This window comes from Micromonospora sp. NPDC023737 (genome assembly GCF_040639715.1).
In the GTDB taxonomy this organism is placed as follows: domain Bacteria; phylum Actinomycetota; class Actinomycetes; order Mycobacteriales; family Micromonosporaceae; genus Micromonospora.
In genome coordinates this window covers 89,457-113,623 of the sequence record NZ_JBFAAL010000011.1, presented here as the reverse complement: position 1 = coordinate 113,623, position 24,167 = coordinate 89,457, and the positions used below count along the sequence as shown (strand labels likewise).

Below are 24,167 nucleotides of genomic sequence, written 5' to 3'. Positions count from 1 at the left end.
GTGCGGATCACTTCTGCTCTCGTGGACCCGGCGCTGCTCGACCTTCCGTGGTCGACCCCGCTGGAGGAGTGGCCTGCCGAGCATCTGGTGGCGCTGCCGCAGGGTATCTCCCGACACATCGTCCGCTTTGTCCGGCTGGGCGACTACGTCTACGCCTTCAAGGAGACCCGCGAGCGGATCGCCGAACGGGAGTACGACCTGCTCCGGGCCCTGGAGCGGATCGACTTCCCGGCGGTGGAGGCGGTGGCGGTCGTCGCGGACCGGCAGACCGACGACGGCGAGCCCCTCGAATCGGTGCTGATCACCCGGCACCTGCAGTTCTCGCTGCCGTACCGGGCGCTCTTCTCGCACACGCTGCGGCCGGAGACGATGGGCCGGCTGCTCGACGCCCTCGCCGCGCTGCTGGTCCGGATGCACCTGACCGGCTTCTTCTGGGGCGACTGCTCGCTGTCGAACACCCTGTTCCGTCGGGACGCCGGGGCGTTCGCGGCGTACCTCGTCGACGCGGAGACCGGGGCGCTGCGCCCCTCGCTCTCGAACGGCCAGCGGAACGAGGACCTGGAGATCGCGCGGGTCAACATCTTCGGTGAGGCGCTGGACCTCCAGGCCGCCGGGCTGCTGCACGAGTCGATCGACCCGGAGGTGGTCTCCGAGGAGGTGGTGCAGCGCTACGAGCGGCTCTGGCACGAGATCACCTACGAGCAGCAGGTCGAGCGGGAGGCCCGGCACGACATCGAGAGCCGGATCCGCCGCCTCAACGAGTTGGGCTTCGACGTCGCCGAGGTGGCCATGTCGACCATCGCCGACGGGCGTTACCTGGTCCGCCCGAAGGTCGTCGACGCGGGCTACCACACCCGTCGGCTGTTGCGGCTCACCGGCTTGGACGCCGAGGAGAACCAGGCCCGGAAGCTCCTGAACGACCTGGACACCTACCGGGCCGAGAGTGACCTCAGCGACGAGCAGCAGGCCGCGCACCGCTGGCTGACCGAGGTCTTCGAGCCGGTGGTGCGGGCGGTGCCGGCCCACCTGCGGCGCAAGCTGGAGCCGCAGGAGCTGTTCACGCAGATCATCGAGCACAAGTGGCTGCTCTCCGAGCGGGCCGGCCGGGACGTCGGGATGCGCCACGCGGTGCAGTCGTACCTGTCGGACGTGCTCGTGCACCGTCCCGACGAGCAGGCCGTGCTCGGCGTGGAGCTCCCCACCGTCACCGGCTGACCCGGGAACACGACCACCACCGCCGTCGCACCCGGCGAGGCCGATATGCCTACGAGGCTGATACCTCAGAGGCATAAATATGCCTCTCAGGTATCGAGCTCACGGCAATGCACCCACCGCCGGGCCGAGCATCAGGAGGGTGGCGGGTCAGTCCTGCCAGGAGCCGGCCCGCAGCACCCGGACCACGTTGAGGTCGTCGTCGAGGATCACCAGATCGGCGCGGAGCCCCACCTGGAGAGCGCCGAGCTGGTCACCGAGGCCGATCGCGCGGGCCGGAGTGGTCGCGGCCATCCGGGCGGCGTCCGCCATCGGGATGCCGGCGGCGACGGCGTGCCGCAGGGCGGCGTCCATGGTCAGCGTGCTGCCGGCGATCGCGCCGTCGCGGGCGAGCCGGGCCACCCCGTCGGCCACGGTGACCGCCTGGCCACCCAGTTCGTACTCGCCGTCGGGCATACCGGCGGCCGCCATCGCGTCGGTGATCAGCGCGGACCGTTCGGGACCGGCGACCGAGGAGGCGAACGTGAGTATCCCGTCGTGCAGGTGCACACCGTCGGCGACCAGCTCGCAGACCACGTTCGGGGCGTCCAGCAGCGCCGTCACCGGGCCGGGCTCGCGGTGATGTACCGGCCGCATCCCGTTGAACAGGTGGGTGCCGACGCTCGCGCCCGCGGCGATGGCAGCGCGGGTCTCGTCGTACGTGGCGTCGGTGTGGCCGACCGCGGCGACCACCCGGTGCGCAGTGAGCAGCTTCACGGCCTCCAGTGCGCCGTCCCGCTCGGGCGCGAGGGTCACCATCCGGAGGGCTGACCCACCCAGTTCGATCAGCTCGGTCAACTCGTCGGGGGACGGGTCGCGGAGGTACTCCGGGTTCTGGGCGCCGCACCGGGCCGCCGAGAGGTAGGGCCCCTCGAAGTGGATGCCGGCGAGCACCCCCTCGCGTACCAGCGGGCGGAACGCGGTGGTGGCCGACCGCATCAGCTCGAACGGGGAACTGACCAGGCTGGCCAGCAGCGTCGTGGTGCCGTGGTGCAGGTGGAACGCGGCGGCCTGCCGGGCCTGCTCGGGATCGCCGGTGGTGAAGGTGTGCCCGCCGCCGCCGTGGGTGTGCATGTCCACGAAGCCGGGCAGGATCCAGTGCCCGTCGTGGACCGACGGGTACTCGGCCACCGCCGTGATGCGCTCACCGTCCCACTCGACACAGCCCTGCCGGATGACGCCCGCCGGGGTCACCACCTTGCCGCTGACCCGCTGAGTCATCGCGCCTCCCTGGTTGTCGAGACGCCACCGCGGGCGTCGAGAGCTAGCAGAGCGGCGCCGAGACAGCCCGCCTCGTCGCCGAGGACCGCCGCGACCAGGCGCGGCTCCCGGTGAAAGGTCACCCGCTCGCGCAGCGCCGCCCGGAGTGGATCGAGCAGTCGCGCGCCGGCCTGTGCCAGCCCGCCGCCGACCACGACCGTGGCCACGTCGTAGAGCGCCTGTGCGGTGGCGAGTCCGTCGGCCAGCGCCTCGACGGCCTCCTGCCAGACCTGCACCGCGACCGGATCACCCGCGGTCGCCCGCTCGGCGACCTCGGCCGCGGTGCCCGGCGTGCCGGCGAGTTCCTGGTAACGGCGGCCGACCGCCGCGGCCGAGGCGACCGCCTCCAGGCAGCCGGGCCGGCCGCAGCCGCAGCGCGGCCCACCCGGCCGGACCAGGATGTGCCCGAACTCGCCGGCCGCGCCGTGCGCGCCGATGTTCGCCACTCCGCCGACGACGTGCGCGGCCGCTATGCCGGTGCCGATCGCGACGAAGAGGACGTGGCCGGCCCCGCGGCCGGCGCCCAGCCGGGCCTCGGCGATCCCCCCGGCCCGCACGTCGTGGCCGAGCGTCGCGGGCAGCCCGAGCCGCGCCGCCGCCAGGTCTCGCAGCGGTACGTCCCGGAAGCCGACGTTCGCGGACCAGACCGCCACGCCGCGTGCCTCGTCGACCACGCCCGGTACGGCGATGCCGAGCGCGACGGGTGTGCGGCCGCCGGCGCGCGCCTTGTCGGTCAGCCCCTCGGCGACGTCGAGGATCGTGTCGACCACTGCCGCCGGGCCGCGTGCCGCCTCCGTCGGGTGTCGTTCGGTGTGTACGGCGACGCCGTCCGGGCGGACCAGCCCGCACTTGATGCCGGTGCCGCCGACGTCGAGCGCGACGACGACGTCGCCGTCGGTCGCGTCGCCGTGCTGGATGGTTCGGTCGTGCTGCTCGCTCACGCAAGCACCACGGACCGGGTGAGGTGCCGGGGTGCGTCCGGGTCGAGGCCGCGGCTCGTGGCGAGGGCGACCGCGAACCGTTGGGCCAGGATCAGGTCCGCCATCGGGTCGACCGGGTTGCGTCCCGCCGCCCAGTTGCCGAGCACGGTGCGGCAGCCGTGGGTGCGGCTGTGCACGAAGGCCGCGCCGGTCGCGGCGACATCCTCCGGTAGCCCGTCGGGGAGGGTGCCGAACGCCCAGACGAGCCGTCCGGGGGCGGCGATCGAGATCGGGCCGTGCCGGTAGTCCATCGCCGGGTACGCCTCGGCCCAGAAGGTGGCCGCCTCGCGGCACTTCAGGGCGGCCTCCTGGGCCAGGCCGACAGTCCAGCCCCGACCGAGGAAGGTGACCTGCTCGATCGACGTGGGGTCGATCGGCAGCGGGGCTCGGACGGCCACCTCGGCGTCGGCGGCGAGCGCGTCGAGGTTCTCGCCCAGGTGGGCGCGGAGCAGGGCCAGGGCCGTGGTCGCGAAGCGGGTCTGCACCACCGATCGCTCGTCGGCGAAGGGCATGAGGACCGAGGCGTCGGCCAGCTGAGCCGCCGGCGAGTCAGGGTCGCCGACGAGGACGGTGGTGGGCGTCCGCCCGCGCAGGGCGTCGAGCAGTTCCACCACCTCGGTGGTGGTGCCGGAGCGGGTGATGCCGATCAACCGGTCGTAGCGGCGGCCGGTCGGGAACTCCGAGGCCTGGAACACGTCCGTCTCGCCCTGGCCGGCCTGCTCGCGCAGCGCCGCGTACGCCATGGCCATGAACCACGACGTGCCGCAACCGACGACGGCGACCCGTTCGCCGGGCGCCGGCAGGTCGGCGCGTACGTCGGCGGCCAGTTCCGCGGCCCTCCGCCAGCAGTCGGGCTGGCTCGCGATCTCCGCGTGGACGTACGCCATGAGAACTCCTCGGAGGAGGCAGCCGTGCGCAATAGGGCTCGATTCACCCGTCTTTCGAGCGCCATTCTGCGCGAAATCGGGTGGTCGTGGCAACCGGCCGAAGGATCGAGCAGGTCAATGTTTTGCGCCAGGGTAGTTTCGCGCACTACTGTGCACGCAATCAATCACCGATCGTGCAGCAGCTGGGAGGGCACCCGCGGTGGACCGGTACGCCAGGTGGAACGCCCTGCTCGAGATGCTGACCGAGGACGGTCGGGTCAGCGTCGAGGAGGCGGCCGAGCGGCTGGACGTCTCCCAGGCGACCATCCGGCGCGACTTCGACCAGCTCGCCCAGCAGCAGATGATCACGCGTACCCGTGGCGGCGCGGTGGCCAACGGGGTCTCGTACGACCTGCCGCTGCGCTACAAGACCGCCAAGCACTCGGCGGAGAAGCAGCGGATCGGCACGGCCGGCGCCGCGCTGGTCACGCCCGGCACGGTGGTCGGCCTCAACGGCGGCACCACCAGCACCGAGGTGGCCCGGGCCCTGGCCGTACGGCCGGACCTGAACACCAACACCGACGGTGCGCAGCTGACCGTGGTGACCAACGCGTTGAACATCGCCAACGAGTTGCTGGTGCGCTCCCGGATGAAGGTCGTGGTGGCCGGTGGCGTGGTCCGGCCGAAGTCCTTCGAGCTGGTCGGACCGCTGGGCGGGGCGCTGCTGCGCGAGGTCACCCTCGACATCGCGCTGCTCGGCGTGGACGCGATCGACCCGCAGCTCGGCGCCGCCGCCCACCACGAAGGCGAGGCGGCGATGAACAGCCTGATGGTGGCCCGGGCCAAGCGGGTGGTGATCATCGCCGATTCGTCCAAGCTGGGCGGTCACGCGTTCGCCCGGATCTGCTCGCTGGACCGGGTGGAGACCCTCGTCACCGACTCCGGTGCGAACCTCGATCTGGTCGAGGCGTTCCGCGCCGCGGGCGTGCACGTCGTCTGCGCGTGACCTGCACGGACAGGCCCCCCACAGTGGTGCTCGACCCCATCTGACTCCCCGCTCGGCGCGCCGGTGCATACCGAGTATTGCGCCATGATGCATACCGCGTATGGTGTGCGCTGTCACGCCCACCAACGGGGGAGGTGCAGCTTGCCAGCTGTCCTGGAGATCGAAGGTCTACGGAAGACCTACAAGAGCCGCCGGCGCGGCACCCGCAACGCGCTGGACGGCTTCAACATGCGCGTCGAGGCCGGGCAGGTGCACGGCTTCCTCGGCCCGAACGGGTCGGGCAAGACCACGACCCTGCGTACGCTGCTGGGCCTGATCCGGCCCGACGGCGGACGGATGACCATCCTCGGCCACGAGGTGCCCGACGCGCTGCCGGTCGTCGCCGGGCAGGTCGGCGCCATCGTGGAGAGTCCGCAGTTCTTCCCGCACTTCACCGCCCGGGACACGCTGTCCCTGCTGGCGTCCGCCGGTGAGGTGCCGTCGAACCGGGTCGACGAGGTGCTGGAACTGGTCGGGCTGCGGGAGCGGGCCGGCGAACGGGTGAAGACCTACTCGCTCGGCATGAAGCAGCGGCTCGCCGTAGCCTCGGCCCTGCTCAAGAGCCCGAAGCTGCTGATCCTGGACGAGCCGGCCAACGGTCTCGACCCGGGCGGCATCCGGGAGATGCGTACGCTCACCCGCAATCTCGCCGAGTCCGGCATGACCGTGGTGCTGTCCAGTCACATCCTCGGTGAGATCCAACTGATCTGCGACTCGGTCACCATCATCTCGCTGGGCCGTCGGGTCGCGTTCGGCCCGGTCGACGAGGTGCTGGCGCAGCACTCCTCCGGAGCGGTGCGGGTACGCCTGGAGGCCGTGACCGACCTGCCGGCCGCCGCCGACGCGCTCACCCGCTCGGGGATCCGCGTCACCGGGCACGCCGACCACCTGATGCTCGCCGGCGTCGACAAGCCGGCGGCGGTGACCCGGCTCCTCGCCGAGCAGGGTCTCTACGTCAGCGAGCTGTCGCCGGTCACCGTCGACCTGGAGAGCGTCTTCCTCGAACTGACCGCCACCGCGCCCGTACCGGGCCAGCACCGGCAGGTCGACCAGTCCTTGAAGGTCGGTGGCGCGGAGCAGTCCGGCGCCACCGGAGGGGGGTGGGGGGCGTGAGCCTCTACCGTACGGAGCTTCGCCGGCTGACCAAGCGGCGGTTCACCCGCTACATCACGTTGCTCGGTCTGCTGGTGCTCCTCGCCGTGGTGGTCGGGACGTTCTTCACCAACCAGAAACTCGACGCCGACACGCTGGCCCGCGCCGAGCGTCAGGCCGACCAGCAGTACGAGCAGCAGGTCCGCTGGAGCGAGCAGGAGCGCGTGGCCTGTGAGGCGGCCAAGGCGGCCGGTACGCCGAACGACGGCCGCTACCCCGACGACTGCTCGATGATCAGCGCGCCTCCCCGCGAGGCGATCGAGGCCTCGTGGTTCCTGCCGTCGACGTTCGACTTCCGCGAGACCTTCTCGGAGACCCTGATTCCGTTCGCGGCGATCCTGGCCCTGGTCGGTTTCGTGATCGGCGCGTCCTTCATCGGCGCCGAATGGAGCAGCGGCGGGATGATGAATCTCCTGTTGTGGCGCCCCAAACGGCTGACCGTGCTGCTGACCAAGCTCGCGGCGCTGCTCACCGGAATGCTCGCGGTGACCCTCCCTGCCGCGGTCGCCTGGTTCGCCGGGTTCTGGCTGGTCGCCACGTACCGCGGTACCACCGAGAAGGTGACCAGCGGGGTGTGGCAGTCCGTCACGCTGACCGGACTGCGTGCGGTGGTGCTGGTGCTGGTCGTCACCACGCTGGGCTTCGCCCTGGCCTCGCTGGGGCGGCACACCGCGATGGCCCTCGGCGGAGTGGTCGCGGTGGCGGTGGTCGGCCAGTTCGGGCTCGGCATCCTGCTGGACATGGCCGGCGTCCGGTTCCCGGAGGCGTGGCTGATGCCGACCTACGCGCTGGCCTGGATGCAGAAGAAGGTGACGCTGCAGAACTGGGACTCGTGCAACGCCACGGTCTTCGGGGAGTGCAAACCCGAGACGCTCGACGTCACCTGGCAGCACTCGTCGGTACTGCTGGCGGTGGGCGCCGCGGTGATCCTCGGGGCGGCGCTCTGGGCGATGCGCCGCCGCGACATCTCCTGATTCCAAGCCGCGGCTCCGACGTCGACTTCGGTCCCTGACGTCGTCGCGGCGGCACGGCGGAGCCGTCCATCGGGGAGCACCCGGTGGGCGGCTCCGCCGTCATCGGCGTTCTTTCGAGCGCCCTCGCCCGGCTGGGGTCTTGGCGAGGGCCAGACCTCGTTGTCGGGTCTGCGACGCCGTTCGCGGAGGGCGCGAGATCGGCGGATGCGGCAGGCGTCCGCCCTGGTTAGGCTGGTGTCCCCGGTCGGTGTTGCCGTGCCGGCCCGTCCGACCGAGGAGCGACATGCAGCCCGCCGACGCCGCCCCGGCCGCCGCCGAGCCGCCCGCCGACGCCCCTGCGGATTCCGTCGACGCGGCGTCGCGGGCACCCGCTCTCCGCTCCGCTGAGCAGCATGCCGACCGGCCGGACGACGGGAGCCCGCGGGTTACGGCCCGGCCGGTTCCACCGCCCCGTTCCGCGCCGGCCGTGGAGGCCGTCCCCGGTGACGACGTGGTCGAGCCGGCCACGCCCGACGACACCGCTGAGACGACCGCGGATGCCGGAGGCGGATCGGTGGCGGGTGCGGCGCGCCGGGGGCTCACCGAGCGGGAACTCGCCGTCCTCGCCTTCGAACAGCAGTGGTGGCGGCACGCCGGGGCGAAGGAGCAGGCGATCCGGGACACCTTCGGTGTTTCCTCGACCCGCTACTACCAATTGCTCAACGGGCTGCTCGACAACCCGGCGGCACTCGCCGCCGAACCCGTGCTCATCGGCCGGCTGCGTCGGCTGCGCTCCTCCCGCGCCCGTAATCGTCGCCGTTGACGGGATCAGGGTCAGGTCGCGGCGACCTGGACGGGTCGCCCCGAGAACGTCCCGCTGCGGCCGGCGTCCCAGCTCGCCCCGCCGGACGGATCCGCCCGGCTGGGTAGCTGTGGTCGAAGCCGTCGGGGATGGCGCCGACCGTCCGGTCGCGACCATCGATCGCCCGGCTCGGCGAGCCTGCATGACCTGGCCGGATCCCTGCCGCCCCGCCGTCGCGGCCGATCGGCGACGAACGAATGTCGCCCGACCCGACGGGTAGGCGACAGACGTCCCGGGTCCCACCGTGGCTCGGGGCAGATGAAGGGAGTGTGTGATGACGGCGATCAACCAGAGCAGACCGCCGGACAGCACCAGGGGACAGGCCCGTCAACAGGCCTCCCGGGTCGGTCACCAGACCGCGCAGGCCGGTGGCCAGGTCGGCCACACCATGGCCGAACAGGGCCGGGAAGTGACCGCGCAGGCGCGGCAGCAGGTGCGGAACCTGGGCGGCGAGGCCACCACGCAGCTGCGTGACCAGGCCATGTCGCAGAAGCACCGGGCCGCCGAAGGGTTGCGCGGGTTGGGGCACGACCTCGACTCGATGGCGGAGGGCAGCCAATCCCAGCTCGCCGGTGAGGCCGTCCGCCGGGCGGCGGACATGGCACAGCGGGCTGCCGGATGGATCGACGAGAACGAGCCCGCCGATCTGCTGCACGAGGTTCGCGGGTACGCCCGCCGGCATCCCGGCGCGTTCCTGGCCGGCACGGCCGTGGCCGGACTGCTGTTCGGCCGGCTCGCCCGGAACCTGACCTCGTCGGGCAACGGACGGGGCGCAGGCGGCCACGCCGAGCAGATGCGCCAGCCGGCGGAGGCCGGTACGCAGCCGTACGGGCAGCCGGTCAACGCGCCGTACAGCGCTGAGGGACCCTACGCCGGAACGGCGCGGGCGCAGAACATCTCGCCCGACGGCCGGCGCCAGGATCCCGGGATCCCCGGCGGGGTGGCACCGTGAGCGCCCCGTTCAAGGAACGCACCCAGTCGGTAGGCGAGCTGCTGGGTGACGTGACCCGCGATATGTCCACCCTGGTTCGCCAGGAGATACAGCTCGCCAAGGTGGAACTGCGCGAGGAGGCCACGCAGGCCGGTAAGGCCGGCGGCATGTTCGGCGTCGCGGCACTGGCCGGCTTCCTCGTGGTGCTGTTCCTCTCGTACGCGGCCTGGTGGGGTTTGTCCAACGTGATGGACCAGGGCTGGGCCGCACTGATCGTGGCGGGCTTCTGGGCGGTCGTCACCGCCGTCACGCTCGTCATGGGGCGGTCGAAGATGCGCCAGATCGGTGGGGTGCTACCGCGGACGCAAGAGACCGCACGGCAGGTGCCGGACGCGTTGCGCGGCCGATGACCGGCCGGGAGGGAGCAGGCGATGTCGACCGATCCTGATCGGATCCGACAAGAGATCGAGTACACCCGGCGAGATCTGAGCAGTAGCGTCGACGCGTTGGCCGACAAGGTCAGCCCGCGTCGGATCGCCGGTGACCGCGTCGGGGAGGCGCGTGGTGCGCTCACCCGGATGAAGGAGAAGGTGATGGGTACCTCGGCACACATGGGCGATGTGGCTGGAGAGCGCATGTCGTCCGCCAGAGGCACGGCACAGCACATGGGCCAGCAGGCCGGTCAGACCGCGTCGTCCGCCGCCGGCTCGGTCCAGCAGATGGGTCAGCAGGCCGGCCAGCGGATGTCCTCCGCCGCCGGCTCGGTGCGGGACGAGGCCCGCTCGGTCGGGCAGCAGTCCCGCGAGCAGATGCACGGCAACCCGATGGCGGCCGGTCTGATCGCCTTCGGCGCGGGTCTGCTGGTGTCCGCCCTGCTCCCGCCGAGCCGTCGCGAACGGCAGCTCGCCGGGCAGGCCAAGGGGATGGTCAGCCAGCAGGTCGGCCAGCACTCGGGTGAGCTGCGGGAGCAGGCCAGCCAGTTCGGTCACCAGCTCCGCGACAGCATGCGGCAGCCGGCGTCGCAGGCGGCTCGGTCCGTCGGGTCCAGAGCCATCAAGGGCGCAGCCGAGATACGCGAACAGGGCCGGTCGGCCGCCCACCAGATGCGTGGGCAGACGCAAGAGGCCGTCGGTGAGTTCCGCCGTTGAGCCGGTGCGGGCGGTGGGGCGGGCTCCGCTGATGCGGGTCCGCTCCGCCTCCGCTGCGGCACCGGGCCGGGACGTGAACGAGGATGTCGTGTTCCGGTTCGGTTCGTTGGTCGGGGTCCTCGACGGTGCCACCGTTCCGGAGGGCTTCGACACCGGCTGCGTACACGGGCCGGAGTGGTACGTCCGGCACCTGGCCGCCCGGATCGGGCTGGCCGAGGCGGCGCGCCCCACCGCGTCGCTGATGAGCAACCTCGCCGCGGCCATCCTCGCGGTACGCGCGGACCACGACGGCAAATGCGACCTCGATCATCCCGGCACCCCGTCCAGCACCGTCTGCCTGCTTCGTGAGGGCGGTGACCAGGTGGACTACCTGGTGCTGTGTGACAGCCCCCTGGTGCTGGACGCTGGTGGCCGGGTCAGCGTCGTCTCCGACGACCGGCTCGACCGGGCGATGGCTGAGCTGCGCGAAACCGTGGCCATGGTGCCGGCGGGCGCGGCGGCCGACCGGGCGACCCGGTTCCGGCAGGCGGTCGGCCTGCAGCGCGAACGCATGAACCGGACGCACGGCTACTGGGTGGCCGCCGCCGATCCGGACGCGGCATACCACGCGGTGACCGGCACGGTTCCGCTGCGCGGGCCGGGCGCGTTGCGGCGGGCGGCGCTGCTCAGCGACGGCGCGTCCAGCGCCGTGGAGCAGTTCGGCCTTCTCGACTGGCCGGCTCTACTCGATCTTGTGGCCACCGAGGGCCCGGGCGCGTTGATCGACCAGGTCCGGACCGCCGAGCGGGACCTCTCCGACCGGCCGCGCCGGCACAAGCGCGCCGACGACGCGTCTGTGGTGCTCTGCGAGTTCGGTCCGGATCGATAGCGGAGCGTGAGGCGTGTCCGGTGCCGTCCGACCGGCCGATCCCTCTCGACGGACCGTCAGTAGCGGCCCAACGGGGTGGACTTATGCCGGTGGGGGCGGCAAACTGCGCGACGTGACGGGTGCGGTCCGGTTGGAGCCGGTGAACGAGCGGAACCTCGAGCCGTTGCTCTCCGTAGCGGCCGCCGAGGCGGAACCGGGCGAGGTGATGCCGCCGGTGGAAGCGCCGGCCGGCTGGTCGCATGCCCGCCGGGAGGCGTTCCGCGAGTTCCACCGCGCGAGCTTCGCCGGTCTGACCGGCCCGACCGCTACCCAGATGTACGCGATCCTGGCCGGCGGCGAGGTGGTCGGGATGGTTCGGATGACCCGCCGTGACGAGCCCGGCACGGTCGAGACCGGTATGTGGCTCGGCCGGTCGGCGCGCGGTCAGGGACTCGGTTCGGCCGCCCTGCGGGAGTTGCTCAACGAGGCCGCCGCAGCCGGCATGCGTACCGTCGTCGCGGAAACGACTCCGGACAACACCGACGCACTGAAGGTGCTTCGGAAAAGCGGTGCGAAATTGCGTGAGGACGGCGACAAGGTGCATGCCGAAATCTGCCTGGATTCGACGCCGCCTGCCCTCTGATCCTGTTCTTGCGATAGCTCCGCCAGTGGCTGATTCCCGCCCCTGAGCTGCCTCTCCGTGCCTTGTTGACCGTTTTGACGGTTTGCTGCGCGAGTTTTCGGAATTCGTTTCCCGGGCACCCGCCTGCCTGTGCGGTTTCGCAATCCGGCCGTGGGGTACTGCCCGCCGGGTCCGCCAAAACGGGACGCCTGATCAGAGGTCCCGCTCACGTCGATCAGCGGGCCCCTTTCGGCCCCCGAAGGCGGCAGGCGTCCGGACAGCGGGGAGCGAAGGAGAATTGATGAACAGCGGAGCACGAATCGGACTCGCGGTGGGTCTGGGCTACCTGATCGGTCGCCGCCGCAAACTGCGCACCGCGCTCGCCCTCGCCGCGGCCGTCGCGGCAGGCCGGGCGACGATGCATCCGGGCGGGCTGATGAAACGGGGCGCGGACCTGTTGAGTTCCTCCCCCCATCTGGGCAACCTCGGCCGCCTCGGCGGCCCGCTCGCCATGGCCGGCAAGGCGGCGGCCACCGCCGCGGCCGGCAGCGGCGTCGACGCGCTCAGCGACAAGCTGCACAACTCGGCCGACGCGTTGCGCCGCCGCACCGCCTCGGTCACGGGTGCCTCGAGTGGCGGCGAGCGGAATTCAGAACGTGACACCGAGCCGTCGGACGAGGCCGAGCCCGCCGGCCAGCGGCGGGGGCGGTGAGCATGGCACCGAACCCGAGCAGCGGCGGACTGGGCGGCAAGGTCCGCGGCCAACTCGCCGACGAGGTGCGGAACCTGGCCGAAGCGCTCGGTGAGCGGGCCGCGTCCGTGGTCACCGAGAAGGTCACCGGCGCCACACACCGACTCGGCGAGTACGCCAAGCAGGGCGGTGGTCCGGGCCTGATCGCGGCAGCCACCGGGGCGCAGCGGATGGCCGCGGGGGATTCCCCGATGAAGGCGATGATCCACGCCGGGATGGCCGGCGGTAAGGAGAAGGTGATGTCGGCGCTCGGCCGGCGTAAGGAGCGCGCGGGCGGCGGGAGCCGCAAGATCAAGGTGACGAACATCGTCGAGACGGTCGACGTCGGCGTGCCGGTGCGGGTCGCGTACGACCAGTGGACCCAGTTCGGCGACTTCCCGAGCTTCATGAAGAAGGTCGAGAACGTCGACACCGAGTCCGACGAGAAGCTCATGTGGAAGGCGCAGGTCCTCTGGTCGCACCGGACGTGGGAGTCGACCATCGTCCGGCAGATCCCGGACCGGCTGATCCACTGGCGCTCGAAGGGTGAGAAGGGCTCGGTCGACGGGACGGTCAGCTTCCACGAGCTGACTCCCGACCTGACCCGCATCCTGGTCGTGCTCGAGTACCACCCGCAGGGGCTCTTCGAACACACCGGGAACCTGTGGCGCGCCCAGGGACGCCGCGTGCGGCTGGAGTTGAAGCATTTCGTCCGGCACGTGATGACGCGCACCGTGCTCGACCCGGACTCGGTGTCGGGCTGGCGCGGCGAGATCCGGGACTCCCAGGTGGTCAAGGAGCACGACGCGGCCGTCCGCGAGGAGCAGGAACACGAGCAGCGGATCGAGGAGGGTCAGGAGCAGCCGGAAGAGGAACGCCCCGAGGAACGGCCACGCCGGGCCCGCTCCGAGGTGGGGGCCCGCCGCCGGCCGGCGCGACGCCGTCCGGCAGATGACGAGTACGAGTACGAGGACGAGTACGACGAGGACCACGAGGAGTACGAGGACGAACCGGAGGAGTCGGAGGAGCCGCGACCGGTGCGCCGGCGCGCGCCGCAACGAGTCCGCCGGACGCGTCCGCCGGAGGAACCGGAGCCCGGTGCGGAGCCACGCCCCCGCCGTGCGCCCACGCCTCCCCGCCGCCCCGCGGTCCGTCGTCGACGGGAGGTGTCGGACGAATGACTGTCGCGACAAATGACGGCCAGTCCGGTAGCGCGTTACAGCGGAGCGGATCGTCGTCGAGCCTGGCGGACGTCGTGGAGACCGTGCTCGACAAGGGAGTGGTGATCGACGCCCAGGTCTCCGTCGCGGTCGTCGGCATCCAACTGTTGGAGATCAACGCGCGGGTGGTGGTGGCGAGCGTCGAGACGTACCTGCGGTTCGCGCAGGCGGTGGACCGGCTCGACATCACTCCCCGCAACCAGAAGGGGCTACCCGACCTGGTCGAGGGGGCCTCCGGAGCGGTCGGCGCGAAAAAGGCGGCGGCCGGGTTGAGCAGGACCGCCGGGAAGATCGGCGGTGCGGTTCGCGATGCGGTCGGCGAGCTCGGCGCCGACCGCGATCGGGGCCACGATCGTGAGCGGCCCCGGCGTCGCCGCCGGGACGAGGAGTACGACGATGAGTGATCAGCACGGACTGTTCATCTACGGGATCGTGCCGTCCGACGTGGAGCCGTCGCCGGACGTGCCGGGCGTCGGCGAACCGCCGGGCTCGGTGACCGTGCTGCGGCACGGCCCGGTCGCGGCACTGGTGAGCGAGGTGGCACCGGACGCGGCGCTCGGCCGCCCGGCGGACCTCACGACGTACCAGATGCTGCTGGACGGGACCGCCGCGGTGGCCCCGGTGCTGCCGGTCCGATTCGGCACGGTGGTCACCGGGCCCGACGCGGCCATCGAACTGCTCGACGCGCACGCGGACCGGCTCGCCGCGGTCCTCGACGAGTTCGAGGGGCGGATCCAGTACGTCGTGCACGGCCGCTACGAGGAATCGGCGCTGATCCGGCGGGTGCTGGACGACAACCCTGCCGCCGCGGATCTGGCCGACCAGGTGCGCGGGCGACCGGAGGAGGTGACCCGGGAGCAGCGGATCCGGCTCGGTGAGTTCATCGGCAGGGCGGTGGAGCTGCGGCGCGAGGACGAGAGCCGGCAACTGATCGACCTGCTCGGAACACTGGCGGTGTCGACCGTCAACCGGCCACCGAGCCACGAACTGGACGCGGTGAACGTGGCGTTCCTCGTCGACGCCGACCGGGAGGACGAGTTCGTCGACGCCGTCGAGGAGTTCGCCGAACAGCGGCGGGACCTCGTCCGGATGCGGTTGCTCGGCCCGCTCGCCCCGTACGACTTCGCCAGCGCCCACCAGGTGACGGGGTGAGGGGTGGACATCCTCTGGACGCTGCTGACCCTGCCGTACGCGCCGATGCGTGGCCTGACCTCGGTGATGAAGGTGATCGCCCGCGAAGCGGAGGCACAGCGGTACGACCCGGCCAACATCCGGCGGGAGCTGGAGGAACTGGACGCTGCCGTCGCCGCCGGTGAGCTGACCCCGGCCGAACGGGACGTGCGGCAGCAACAGGTCCTGGAGCGGCTCACCGGCCGAGGCCTCGCGGCGTCCCCCGCCGGCCGGCGCGAATCCGCGCCGGCCCGGCGGGCGGGCGCGGCCCGGCGCGACGCGCCCGTCGTACGGCGGGGCGGGTCGCGGCGCGGCGGTCCTCCGCCCGCTGACCGGGCGCGACGGGCGGAGGCGGAGCGGCGGCGAGACGGCGGAGGAGGTGTACGCGATGGAGCGGATCCGCGGCGACGGCGGCCGAACACGCCGGCGTGAACCGGAACCGGAGGACGAGTGGGTCGGCGACGAGGAGTACGTCGAACCGCTGTCGGCCGCCGAGGCCGCCCGCGAGGGGCTGCGGCAGGTCGTGGAGCTGACCGGCCGGGAACCGGTGGGGACCACCTCGCTGAAGGCGGTGCGGGACGGCTGGCTGGTCGGGGTGGAGGTGATCGAGGATCGCCGCATCCCGGCGTCGACGGACCTGCTCGGCCTCTACGAGGTGGAGCTCGACATCGACGGCGCCCTGCTCGGCTACCGGCGGGTGCGGCGCTACCAGCGGGGGAAGGGCGAGGTGGGCTGAGATGACCAGTACGCCATCGGTGGTGCAGAACTCCGGCCAGGTCCTGCCCGCCGGGCACGAGCCGGCCAACCTCGGCGACATCCTGGAGCGGGTCCTCGACCGGGGCATCGTGATCGCCGGCGACATCCGGGTGAGCCTGCTCGACATCGAGTTGCTGACGCTGAAGCTGCGGCTGGTCATCGCCTCGGTCGACACCGCACGCCAGATCGGCATCGACTGGTGGGAACACGACCCCTGGCTCAGCTCGCGGGCCCGCCCGCCGGTCGAGCCGGGCCCACGTGATCCCGAAGAGGTGGAGGCCGAACGCCGGCCCCGGGCCGCGGCCCGGGCCCGGCGGCGGGAGGTCCGACGGGAGGAGTGGGATGAAGTCGACGGTTGACTCCCGATCCGCTGCCGAGGGCGCCGGCCGCTGGTTGCACGGCGTCGTCCGGGAGGCGGATCTGGGGCTGCTCAGCACGGTGCCGGGGATGACGGGCGAACCGGTCCGCCCGGTCCGCGCCGACGGTCTGGTGGCGGTGGTGAGCACCGTGCCACTGACCGAGTACGGCGAGGAGGCGCTGCGGCGCAACCTGGAGGACCTGGGCTGGCTGGAACGGGCCGCCCGGGCGCACCACCGGGTGGTCGACGCCCTGGCCGGAGCCGGAGCGGTCGTACCGGCCCGGCTGGCGACCGTGCACCGCGACGACGACGCGGTCACCGCGTCCCTCACCGGCCGGCGCAGCGAACTGGTCGCCCTGCTCGACGGCCTCACCGGCCGTGGCGAGTGGGGCGTCAAGGGGTACGTGGTGCCGGGCGTCGCGCCCCGGGCCGCGGAGGCGGCCGGCCCGGGCGGGGTCGGTACGGCGTACCTGCGGCGGCGGCGGGCTCAGCTCGCTGCCCGGGAGGACGCGCAGCGGGACGCCGCACACGTCGCCGCGACCGTGCACGAGGCGCTCGCGCGGCACGCGGTGGTAGCTCGACGGCATCCACCGCAGGACCGCCGGCTCTCCGGCGTGGCGGCCGCCATGGCGCTCAACGGTGCGTACCTCGTGGACGCCGGGGCGCAGGCCGGTTTCGCCCGGCTGGTGGAGACACTCGCCGAGCGACATCCGGAGCTGCGGCTGGAACTCACCGGCCCGTGGCCGCCGTACTCCTTCGTGACGGAGCGACCGGCGGCGGCCGGCGACGACGCGCCGGCCGGTGAGGTGGACGCGCCCGCCCTGCTCCGCGAGGCGGCACCGGCGGGTGAGTCGACGTCGGAATCCGCGTCGGGCCGGGATGCGGCGGTGGTTCCGGAGTCGGCGTCGGCCCTCGACGCGGCGGTGGTTCGGGAGTCGGCGTCGGACCTCGGTGCCGCCGTGGTTCGGGGGCCGGCATGGTGACCACCTCGCTCGCCCCGAACAGTGCCGACGATTCCCTGGCGTACCGACCGGTCGCCCTGGTCGACCTGCTGGACCGGGTCCTGGCCACCGGTGTGGTGGTGAGTGGTGACATCACCCTGGCCATCGCCGACGTGGATCTGGTCCGCATCTCGTTGCGTGCCCTGATCGCCTCGGTCGGCGCGCTCGCCCCGCCCGAGCCGGCCGCGTGGCCGCCCGCCGACGCGGGGACCGGCATCGCCGCCTCCGGTGCCGGCGACCAGATGCCCGGGGCCGCCTCTGACGGCGGGGCCGTCGGCCGCGGTGCGTTCGGGGCCGTGGAATGAACGGGCGGGACGAGGCGGCCGAACTGGCCGCCGCACTGGACGCGCCACAGTGGCGGCCGCCCCGGGTGACCCCGCTGGACCGGCGGCTCGCCGTGGACCGGGACTCCGTCGAACGGGGACTGGCCAGCCTCGTGCTCACCGTGATCGAGCTGCTCCGGCAGCTGATGGAGCGGCAGGCGCTGCGCCGGGTGGAACTGGGCGATCTCAGCGAGGAGCAGGTCGAGCGGATCGGGGTGACACTGATGGCGCTGGAGGAGCAGATGGTCGGCCTGCGCGAACACTTCGGCCTGGCCCCCGAGGACCTGAACCTCGACCTGGGCCCCCTCGGCCCCCTCCTCCCCACCGACTGACCCACCCACCCCCACCCCAGTGACCCCCCTCCCTCCGGCCCTCACCCCGGTGATCATGAAGTTATTGCTCGTCCCGTCGGCGTGTCGCCGCAATAACTTCATGATCAACGCTCAGAACGCCGGGAGGGGGCCGGGGAGGGGAGGGGGTTGGGGTTAGGGGTGGGTCTTGGCGTAGGTGGAGAGGTGGGCTACCTGGGTGGGGTCCAGGGAGGGGCGTACCCGCCTCCGGGCGGCCGCGACGTGCGCGGCGGTGACCGTGGAGGCACTCAGCGACTCCCGCATCGCGGCCAGCGCCGCCTCGCGTACCAGCGCCGTACAGTCCGCCGCCGAGAACCCGTCCAACTCTTCGCCGAGCGCGGCGAGGTCCACGTCCGGTGCGAGGGGCACGTTGCGCGCGGCGGCGCGCAGGATCTCCTTCCGGGCCGGCCCGTCCGGCGGTGGCACGTAGACCAGTCGTTCCAGCCGGCCGGGGCGTAGCAGCGCCGGGTCGATCAGGTCGGGCCGGTTGGTCGCGCCCACCACGACCACGTTGCGCAGCGTCTCCACCCCGTCCAGCTCGGTGAGGAGGGCGGCCACCACCCGGTCGGTCGTACCGCCGTCGCTGGCCTGGCCGCGTACCGGGGCGAGCGCGTCCACCTCGTCGAGGAAGATCAGGGTCGGCGCGGCTTCGCGGGCCCGGCGGAACAGTTCGCGGACCGCGCGTTCGCTCTCGCCGACCCACTTGGAGAGCAGCTCGGCACCCTTCACCGAGAGCACGTTCGCCCGACCCGACCCGGCCAGCGCGGTCACCAGGTACGTCTTGCCGCAGCCCGGCGGGCCGTAGAGCAGCACGCCGCGTGGCGGCTGCACCCCGAGCCGGGCGAACGTGTCCGGGTACGTCAGCGGCCAGAGCACCGACTCGGTGAGTGTCTGCTTCACCTCGACCAGGTCGCCCACGTCGTCGAGCGTCACGGTGGCCAGCTCCAGGGTGGACGCGGCCATCGTGGTCGGCCGGACCACCTCCAACGCGGCGACGAAGTCCGCCATCGCCACCGTCGGCGTCTGTGCCGACTTCTGCCGTAGCGCCGCCCGCACACCGGCCTCGCGGACCAGCGCGGCCAGGTCGGCGGCGACGAACCCGGGGGTACGGCCGGCGATCTCGTCCAGCCGGACGTCGTCGGCGAGGGGTACCTGGCGGGTGAGCACGGTGAGTTGCTCCCGGCGCAACGCCGGGTCGGGCAGTGCGATGCCGATCCGCAGGGAGAGCAGGTCCGGGGCGCGCAGCGCCGGGTCGACCGCCTCCGGGCGGCCGGTGGTGCAGACGACCGCCGCCCCGGCCCGTACCGTCTCGGCGAGCACCTGGCGGAACACGGTGGCCACCGGGCCCGGCTCGTCGGCCGGGGCGAGCGCCTCCACGTCGCTGACCAGCAGCACGGCCGGTCCGTCGGCCCGGACCGCGGCTCCGGCGGCGCGCAGCCGCTCGGCGGCGGCCTGGTTGTTCAGCGCGGCGACCTCGGGTGCCCAGAGCGGGAAGACCCGGGCCCCGACCTGCGCCGCCACCGCGTGGACCAGCGCCGACTTGCCCGAGCCGGCCGGGCCGCTGATCAGGACGCCGAGCGACACGTTGGTGCCCAGCCGGCTCAGCACCTCCCGGTGGTGGAAGCCGAGGTCGAGCAGCTCGGTCAGTTCCTCGGCCTGAGCGCGCAGCCCGGGCAGCTCGTCGACCGTCGGCGCGTCGGCCGGTGCCACCGCTTCGGCCTGGCGGGCGCCGCCGGCCAGCACGCCGCCGGCCCGTACGTCGACCTCGCGCACCGTCGACGCGCCGCCCGCGCCCGGCCCGCCCGTCCACCCGGCAGCACCGGTGCCCGTTCCGCCCGCCGTGGCGGCACCACCCGTGGTCGGCCCACCCGGCCGCGTGACGCCGCCTGTGGCCGCCGCGCCGAGTGGCGCTCCGACGACGGCGGAGCCATGGGTGACCGGTCCGTGTTCCCAGCCGACCAGGGTCTCCATGGTCACCAACGCGCTGTCGGCCGGCTCGGTGCCGACCACGGTGAGCAGCGTGCTGGTCCACGCGTAGCCGACGGTGTTGGCCAGGCTGTGCCGGGCCGCGGCGACCAGACTGCGGACCGAGGCGTCCGGCAGCACGTCCTGGGGCAGCAGCGACACGTCGTCCCCGGCGGTGACCATCTTGCCCAGCAGCGCCAGGCGGAGCATCTCGGGGCTCACCGCGGCGACGATCTCCACCGGACCTGCGAGGGTGACTCGGCTGGCGGCGGTCACCGGGAGCGGGGTCACCGTCACCTGGCCGCCGTCGCGGATCCCGAGGTTTCCCAGCATCAGGTCGTCGGCGTAGAGCAGGGCTCTGCTCGCGTCCGCCTCCGCCGCCGCCACGATCCCCGCCGTGATCCGCCGGCCGGCGAGCCGGACCGGGGAGCCCGGGCGCAGGTCCAGCGCCGTCAGGATCTCCGGGTGCAGCCGTACGATGCCGCGCCGCGCGTCCAGCGCCGCCGGGCGCAGACTCGCGGTCAGGATCAGGTCAGGTTGCGCCATCGCCCGACCCTAGCCGCCGTGGGCCGGCGGCGTCGGCTGCGACGGGGTACGGAGATCTCAGCCAACCCTCAGGAATCGGCCCGTACCGTGTGCCGCATGACATCGCGGTTGTCGATCCCTCGGATCCGGCGTGCCCTTCCCACCGGCCGTCGGGCGGTCGTCGCGGCGGTGGTCGCCGTGCTGCTGGCCGTCGCCGTCGGCTGGGCGGTCCGGCCGCGCGACCCCGAGGTGCGTACCGAGGCCGCCATGCTGACCGTGCGCTCCGGACCGGACGGGCAGCAGCCGGTCGACCTGGACACCACGTTCTACCTGCCGGAGGACGCCTCCGCCCGGCACAAGGTGCCCGCGGTGCTGCTGGCGCACGGCTTCGGCGGCACCAAGGAGTCGGTACGCGACGACGCCGAGGAGTTCGCCGAGCGTGGGTACGCCGTACTCACCTGGACGGCGCGCGGCTTCGGTCGCAGCGGCGGCGAGATCCACCTGGACAGCCCCGACTACGAGGTACGCGACGCGCAGCGGCTGTTGGACTGGCTCGCCGCCCGTCCGGAGGTGCGCACCGACGCCGCCGGGGATCCCCGGATCGGCGTGGTCGGCGGCTCGTACGGCGGCGCGCTCGCCCTGCTGCTCGCCGCGCAGGACCGGCGGGTGGACGCGATCGTCCCGATGATCACCTGGAACGACCTGGCTCGGAGCCTCGTGCCGGACAGCGCGGGCGGACCCGCCACGGCGGGCGTGTTCAAGAAGGGCTGGGCGGGCCTCTTCTTCGGTGGTGGCGGCAGCGTCGGCTCCGGGCCGGCCGGGTTCTCCGGCAACATCGCGGCCCAGCCGCAGGGGGCGCCGGCGTCGGCCGGGCCGCCCAGCCCCGACCCCGGCGCGGGTCCGGGCAGCGGTCCGGGGCACGCGCCGGGTGCCGCCGCCGACCCGTCCTGCGGGCGGTTCGCGGCCGACGTCTGCGCCGCGTACCTGCGGATGGCCACCTCCGGCCGGGCCGATCAGGCGGCGGTGGACCTGCTGCACCGGTCCAGCCCGGCCGGGGTGCTGGACCGGGTCACCGCCCCCACCCTGCTCGTGCAGGGCGAGGCGGACAGCCTCTTCCCGCTCGCCGAGGCGGACGCCAACGCCCGGGGCCTCGCGGCCAACGACATCCCCGTCCGGGTGGCCTGGTTCACCGGCGGGCACGACGGCGGTGACGGGCCGAAGACGGACTCCGACCGGGTGCGCTTCCTGACCGTCCAGTGGCTGGACCACTACGTGCGGGGTGCGGGCGAGGCACCGGGGAACGACTTCACCTGGTCCCGGATCGCCGGTTTCGACGCGCTGGACCGTGGCCTGGTCGCCACCGGCTACCGCACCACCGACTACCCCGGCACCGGCGGGCAGCGTCGTACCGAGGTGGCGTTGACCGGCCCCGAGCAACGGATCGCCAACCCGCCGAACGGCAACCCGGCGGCCATCTCCTCGGTGCCCTTCGCGGGTGGTCTCTCCGCCCTGCTGGACGGGGTGGCCGGGGACGTGCCGGGTCAGCACGCCAGGTTCGAGTCGGCGCCGCTGGCCGAGGCGGTGGACGTGGTGGGCGCCCCGACGGTGTCGATCCGGGCCGCGTCCCCGACCGGCGAGGCGGTGCTCTTCGTGAAGCTCTACGACGTGGACCCGAACGGCGCGGCCACTCTGCCCAACGGGTTGATCGCCCCGATCCGGCTCACCGGCCTGCCGGAGCGGATCGCCGACGCCCGCCCGGTCACGGTGACCCTGCCGGCGATCGTCCGCCGGTTCGAGGCCGGGCACCGGCTCCGGGTGGTGGTCGCGACGTCCGACCAGGCGTACGCGAGTCCGGCGGAGCCGAACGTCTACACCGTCGCGGCGGGTGACGCGCCGCTCGCCCTCCCCGACGTCGCGGGCGACCCGATCCCGACGGCGGCGACCGTCTGGCGCTGGGTGCTGGTCGGGCTGCTCGCCGCGATCGTGGTCGGGCTCGTCGTGGTCGTCGCCCTGGTCCGCCGCCGGCAGCGCCGTCACGACAGTTCGGTGCATCCGGAGTACGCGCAGGTGCCGCTCGCCGTGCGCCGACTGCGCAAGGAGTACGCGGACGGCTTCGTCGCCGTCTCCAACGTGGACTTCGAGGTACGCCCCGGCCAGGTGGTCGGCCTGCTCGGGCCGAACGGCGCCGGCAAGACCACCACCCTGCGGGTGCTGATGGGCCTCACCCAGCCCACGGCGGGCGAGATCTACGTGTTCGGGCACCGGCTGGTGCCCGGTTCCCCGGTGCTCTCGCGGATCGGCGCGCTGGTCGAGGGGCCCGGCTTCCTGCCGCACCTGTCCGGCCTGGAGAACCTGCGGGCGTACTGGCAGGCGACCGGGCGCCCGGAGTCGGACGCGCATTTCGACCAGGCGCTGGAGATCGCCGGCCTGGGCGACTCCGTGCACCGCAAGATCAAGACCTACAGCCACGGGATGCGACAGCGGCTCGCCATCGCGCAGGCCATGCTCGGCCTGCCCGAGTTGCTGGTGCTCGACGAGCCGACCGACGGGCTCGACCCGCCACAGATCGCCGAGATGCGCCGGGTGCTCCAGCGCTACGCCACGGACGGCCGCGCGGTGCTGGTCTCCAGCCACCTGCTCGCCGAGGTCGAGCAGACCTGCACCCACGCCGTGGTGGTCAACAAGGGCCGGATTGTGGCGTCCGGGCCGGTCGAGGAGATTGTCGGTGAGTCGCCCAGCGTGCTGTTCGACGTGACCGATCCGGCTGCGGCGCGGGCCGTCCTGGACCGTCTCGACGGGGTCCGGGTGCTGCCCGAGAGCGACGGGCAACTCGTGGTGGACACCAACGGCACCGCGCGCAGCGACGTGGTGGCGGAGCTGGTCCGGGCCGGCATCGGAGTGGACCGGGTGGTGCCTCGGCGCCGCCTGGAGGACGCGTTCCTCGCCCTCGTGGGGGAGAGTTCGCGGGGAAGCGGGGACCGCTGATGAGTACGTCCACGGTGGGTGCCGCCCCCGGTTACCGGCCTTCGGCCACACTGCCGTTCGTCGCGGAGTTCCGCCGTCAGGCGGCCCGACGGCGTACCCAGTTGGCGCTCGGGTTCATGGTGCTGCTGCCGCTGATCATCCTGATCGCGTTCCAGTTCGACGCCGGCGACGACGACAACGGTGGGGGCGAGTTCGCCAGCCTCATCTCGTTCGCCACCTCGGGCGGGTTGAACTTCACGCTGTTCACCATCTTCGTCTCGGCGTCGTTCCTGCTGGTCGTGGTGGTGGCGCTCTTCTTCGGCGACACGGTGGCCAGCGAAGCGAGCTGGGGGAGCCTGCGGTACCTGCTCGCCGTGCCGGTGCCGCGCGCCCGGCTGCTCACGGTGAAGCTGCTGGTCGCGGCCGCCTACTCGGGGTTGGCGCTGCTGCTGCTCGCCGGCACCGCCCTGGCCGCCGGCACCCTCCGCTACGGCTGGTCGCCGCTGCGCAGCATGGTCGCGGCGGAACTCCCGCCGGGGCAGGGGCTGCTGCGGCTGCTGGCGGTGCTCGGCTACCTGGCCGTCGTACTGCTGGTGGTGGCCGGTCTGGCGTTCCTGCTGTCGGTGAGCACGGACGCCGCGCTCGGCGCGGTCGGCGGCGCGGTGCTGCTCTGGATCCTCTCCAGCATCCTGGACCAGATCACCGCGCTCGGCGGCCTGCGTGCCTTCCTGCCGACCCACTTCAGCACCGCGTGGCTCGGGTTGCTCTCCACGCCGGTGCAGACCGACGACGTGGTACGCGGAGCCATCTCGTCGATCAGCTACGCGACGCTGTTCTGGGCGCTGGCGTACTGGCGTTTCACCCGCAAGGACGTCACCTCGTAACGGC

25 protein-coding genes and 1 pseudogene are annotated in these 24,167 nt (G+C 72.8%); 22 read left to right on the top strand and 4 right to left on the bottom strand.

The genetic code is table 11. The features are described 5' to 3' along the window. Positions 1-1,215, top strand: coding sequence for a DUF4032 domain-containing protein (locus AB0F98_RS22380; protein WP_350784378.1), 1,215 nt, complete (start codon positions 1-3; stop codon positions 1,213-1,215). A gap of 147 nt (positions 1,216-1,362) precedes the next feature. Here AB0F98_RS22380 and nagA read toward each other — a convergent pair whose 3' ends face one another. From nagA to AB0F98_RS22365, 3 genes are read right to left on the bottom strand one after another with little or no spacing between them, the layout of a single operon-like run. Continuing rightward, positions 1,363-2,472 carry an N-acetylglucosamine-6-phosphate deacetylase gene (gene nagA / locus AB0F98_RS22375; protein WP_357738223.1) on the bottom strand — a complete coding sequence of 370 codons (1,110 nt, stop codon included), beginning with the start codon at positions 2,470-2,472 and terminating at the stop codon, positions 1,363-1,365. Then, entirely contained in the window at positions 2,469-3,452 is a 984-nt protein-coding gene (locus AB0F98_RS22370) for an ROK family protein (protein ID WP_357738222.1), read from the bottom strand. Before AB0F98_RS22370 ends, nagA begins: the two co-directional genes overlap by 4 nt. Beyond that, positions 3,449-4,378, bottom strand: a complete 930-nt coding sequence (locus AB0F98_RS22365) for an SIS domain-containing protein (protein WP_357738221.1) — start codon at positions 4,376-4,378, stop codon at positions 3,449-3,451. Before AB0F98_RS22365 ends, AB0F98_RS22370 begins: the two co-directional genes overlap by 4 nt. Before the next feature lie 199 nt (positions 4,379-4,577). Between AB0F98_RS22365 and AB0F98_RS22360 the strand changes: the two genes are divergently transcribed. The 19 genes and pseudogenes from AB0F98_RS22360 (at position 4,578) to AB0F98_RS22270 (ending at position 17,807) form a co-directional block, all read left to right on the top strand. After that, entirely contained in the window at positions 4,578-5,363 is a 786-nt protein-coding gene (locus tag AB0F98_RS22360) for a DeoR/GlpR family DNA-binding transcription regulator (RefSeq protein ID WP_357738220.1), read from the top strand. Positions 5,364-5,504: 141 nt separating this feature from the next. Then, positions 5,505-6,515 (top strand): ATP-binding cassette domain-containing protein, encoded by a 1,011-nt coding sequence (locus AB0F98_RS22355; RefSeq protein WP_357738219.1) that lies wholly within the window; start codon positions 5,505-5,507, stop codon positions 6,513-6,515. Further along, positions 6,512-7,528 carry an ABC transporter permease subunit gene (locus AB0F98_RS22350; protein WP_357738218.1) on the top strand — a complete coding sequence of 339 codons (1,017 nt, stop codon included), beginning with the start codon at positions 6,512-6,514 and terminating at the stop codon, positions 7,526-7,528. The genes AB0F98_RS22355 and AB0F98_RS22350 overlap by 4 nt, the downstream gene beginning before the upstream one ends. A gap of 283 nt (positions 7,529-7,811) precedes the next feature. Then, complete coding sequence (locus AB0F98_RS22345; protein WP_357738217.1) at positions 7,812-8,330, top strand: DUF3263 domain-containing protein; 519 nt, start codon at positions 7,812-7,814, stop codon at positions 8,328-8,330. A 313-nt stretch (positions 8,331-8,643) separates the two neighbouring features. Continuing rightward, a complete protein-coding gene (locus AB0F98_RS22340; RefSeq protein WP_357738216.1) occupies positions 8,644-9,321 on the top strand; it encodes a hypothetical protein in 678 nt (225 codons plus the stop codon). Next, positions 9,318-9,710 (top strand): phage holin family protein, encoded by a 393-nt coding sequence (locus tag AB0F98_RS22335; protein ID WP_357738215.1) that lies wholly within the window; start codon positions 9,318-9,320, stop codon positions 9,708-9,710. Before AB0F98_RS22340 ends, AB0F98_RS22335 begins: the two co-directional genes overlap by 4 nt. 21 nt (positions 9,711-9,731) lie before the next feature. After that, positions 9,732-10,448, top strand: coding sequence for a DUF3618 domain-containing protein (locus tag AB0F98_RS22330; protein ID WP_357738214.1), 717 nt, complete (start codon positions 9,732-9,734; stop codon positions 10,446-10,448). After that, positions 10,432-11,316, top strand: coding sequence for a hypothetical protein (locus AB0F98_RS22325; protein ID WP_357738212.1), 885 nt, complete (start codon positions 10,432-10,434; stop codon positions 11,314-11,316). The genes AB0F98_RS22330 and AB0F98_RS22325 overlap by 17 nt, the downstream gene beginning before the upstream one ends. A gap of 112 nt (positions 11,317-11,428) precedes the next feature. After that, complete coding sequence (locus AB0F98_RS22320; protein WP_357738210.1) at positions 11,429-11,938, top strand: GNAT family N-acetyltransferase; 510 nt, start codon at positions 11,429-11,431, stop codon at positions 11,936-11,938. Positions 11,939-12,218: 280 nt separating this feature from the next. Beyond that, a complete protein-coding gene (locus AB0F98_RS22315) occupies positions 12,219-12,629 on the top strand; it encodes a hypothetical protein (RefSeq protein ID WP_357738208.1) in 411 nt (136 codons plus the stop codon). A gap of 2 nt (positions 12,630-12,631) precedes the next feature. Continuing rightward, the gene (locus AB0F98_RS22310) at positions 12,632-13,828 is read left to right on the top strand and encodes an SRPBCC family protein (RefSeq protein ID WP_357738423.1); all 1,197 of its coding nucleotides are present in this window, start codon (positions 12,632-12,634) and stop codon (positions 13,826-13,828) included. Continuing rightward, positions 13,825-14,065: pseudogene (gvpJ, locus tag AB0F98_RS22305) on the top strand (gas vesicle protein GvpJ); the annotation flags it as partial. The gene AB0F98_RS22310 and the pseudogene gvpJ (AB0F98_RS22305), both read left to right, overlap by 4 nt. Before the next feature lie 198 nt (positions 14,066-14,263). Further along, on the top strand, positions 14,264-15,019 hold the full coding sequence (locus tag AB0F98_RS22300) for a GvpL/GvpF family gas vesicle protein (RefSeq protein WP_357738206.1): 756 nt from the start codon (positions 14,264-14,266) through the stop codon (positions 15,017-15,019). A 3-nt stretch (positions 15,020-15,022) separates the two neighbouring features. Next, on the top strand, positions 15,023-15,469 hold the full coding sequence (locus AB0F98_RS22295; RefSeq protein WP_357738204.1) for a gas vesicle protein GvpG: 447 nt from the start codon (positions 15,023-15,025) through the stop codon (positions 15,467-15,469). After that, positions 15,426-15,773 carry a gas vesicle protein gene (locus AB0F98_RS22290; RefSeq protein WP_357738202.1) on the top strand — a complete coding sequence of 116 codons (348 nt, stop codon included), beginning with the start codon at positions 15,426-15,428 and terminating at the stop codon, positions 15,771-15,773. Before AB0F98_RS22295 ends, AB0F98_RS22290 begins: the two co-directional genes overlap by 44 nt. Before the next feature lies 1 nt (position 15,774). Beyond that, complete coding sequence (gvpJ, locus tag AB0F98_RS22285; protein ID WP_357738200.1) at positions 15,775-16,152, top strand: gas vesicle protein GvpJ; 378 nt, start codon at positions 15,775-15,777, stop codon at positions 16,150-16,152. Continuing rightward, a complete protein-coding gene (locus AB0F98_RS22280; RefSeq protein ID WP_357738199.1) occupies positions 16,136-17,134 on the top strand; it encodes a GvpL/GvpF family gas vesicle protein in 999 nt (332 codons plus the stop codon). Before gvpJ (AB0F98_RS22285) ends, AB0F98_RS22280 begins: the two co-directional genes overlap by 17 nt. Next, on the top strand, positions 17,128-17,457 hold the full coding sequence (locus AB0F98_RS22275; RefSeq protein ID WP_357738197.1) for a gas vesicle protein: 330 nt from the start codon (positions 17,128-17,130) through the stop codon (positions 17,455-17,457). The genes AB0F98_RS22280 and AB0F98_RS22275 overlap by 7 nt, the downstream gene beginning before the upstream one ends. Continuing rightward, positions 17,454-17,807 carry a gas vesicle protein K gene (locus AB0F98_RS22270; protein WP_357738195.1) on the top strand — a complete coding sequence of 118 codons (354 nt, stop codon included), beginning with the start codon at positions 17,454-17,456 and terminating at the stop codon, positions 17,805-17,807. The genes AB0F98_RS22275 and AB0F98_RS22270 overlap by 4 nt, the downstream gene beginning before the upstream one ends. A 153-nt stretch (positions 17,808-17,960) precedes the next feature. On the opposite strand, the gene AB0F98_RS22265 is transcribed toward AB0F98_RS22270, so the two are convergent. Next, positions 17,961-20,336: an AAA family ATPase gene (locus AB0F98_RS22265; protein WP_357738193.1), complete on the bottom strand. Its 2,376-nt coding sequence runs from the start codon at positions 20,334-20,336 to the stop codon at positions 17,961-17,963. Between the two features lie 96 nt (positions 20,337-20,432). Here AB0F98_RS22265 and AB0F98_RS22260 point away from each other — a divergent pair, with 96 nt between their 5' ends. Together AB0F98_RS22260 and AB0F98_RS22255 are read left to right on the top strand one after the other, a co-directional pair. After that, positions 20,433-23,300: an alpha/beta fold hydrolase gene (locus AB0F98_RS22260; RefSeq protein WP_357738191.1), complete on the top strand. Its 2,868-nt coding sequence runs from the start codon at positions 20,433-20,435 to the stop codon at positions 23,298-23,300. Further along, positions 23,300-24,163 (top strand): ABC transporter permease subunit, encoded by an 864-nt coding sequence (locus AB0F98_RS22255; protein ID WP_357738189.1) that lies wholly within the window; start codon positions 23,300-23,302, stop codon positions 24,161-24,163. The genes AB0F98_RS22260 and AB0F98_RS22255 overlap by 1 nt, the downstream gene beginning before the upstream one ends. The last annotated feature ends 4 nt before the right edge of the window (positions 24,164-24,167 follow it).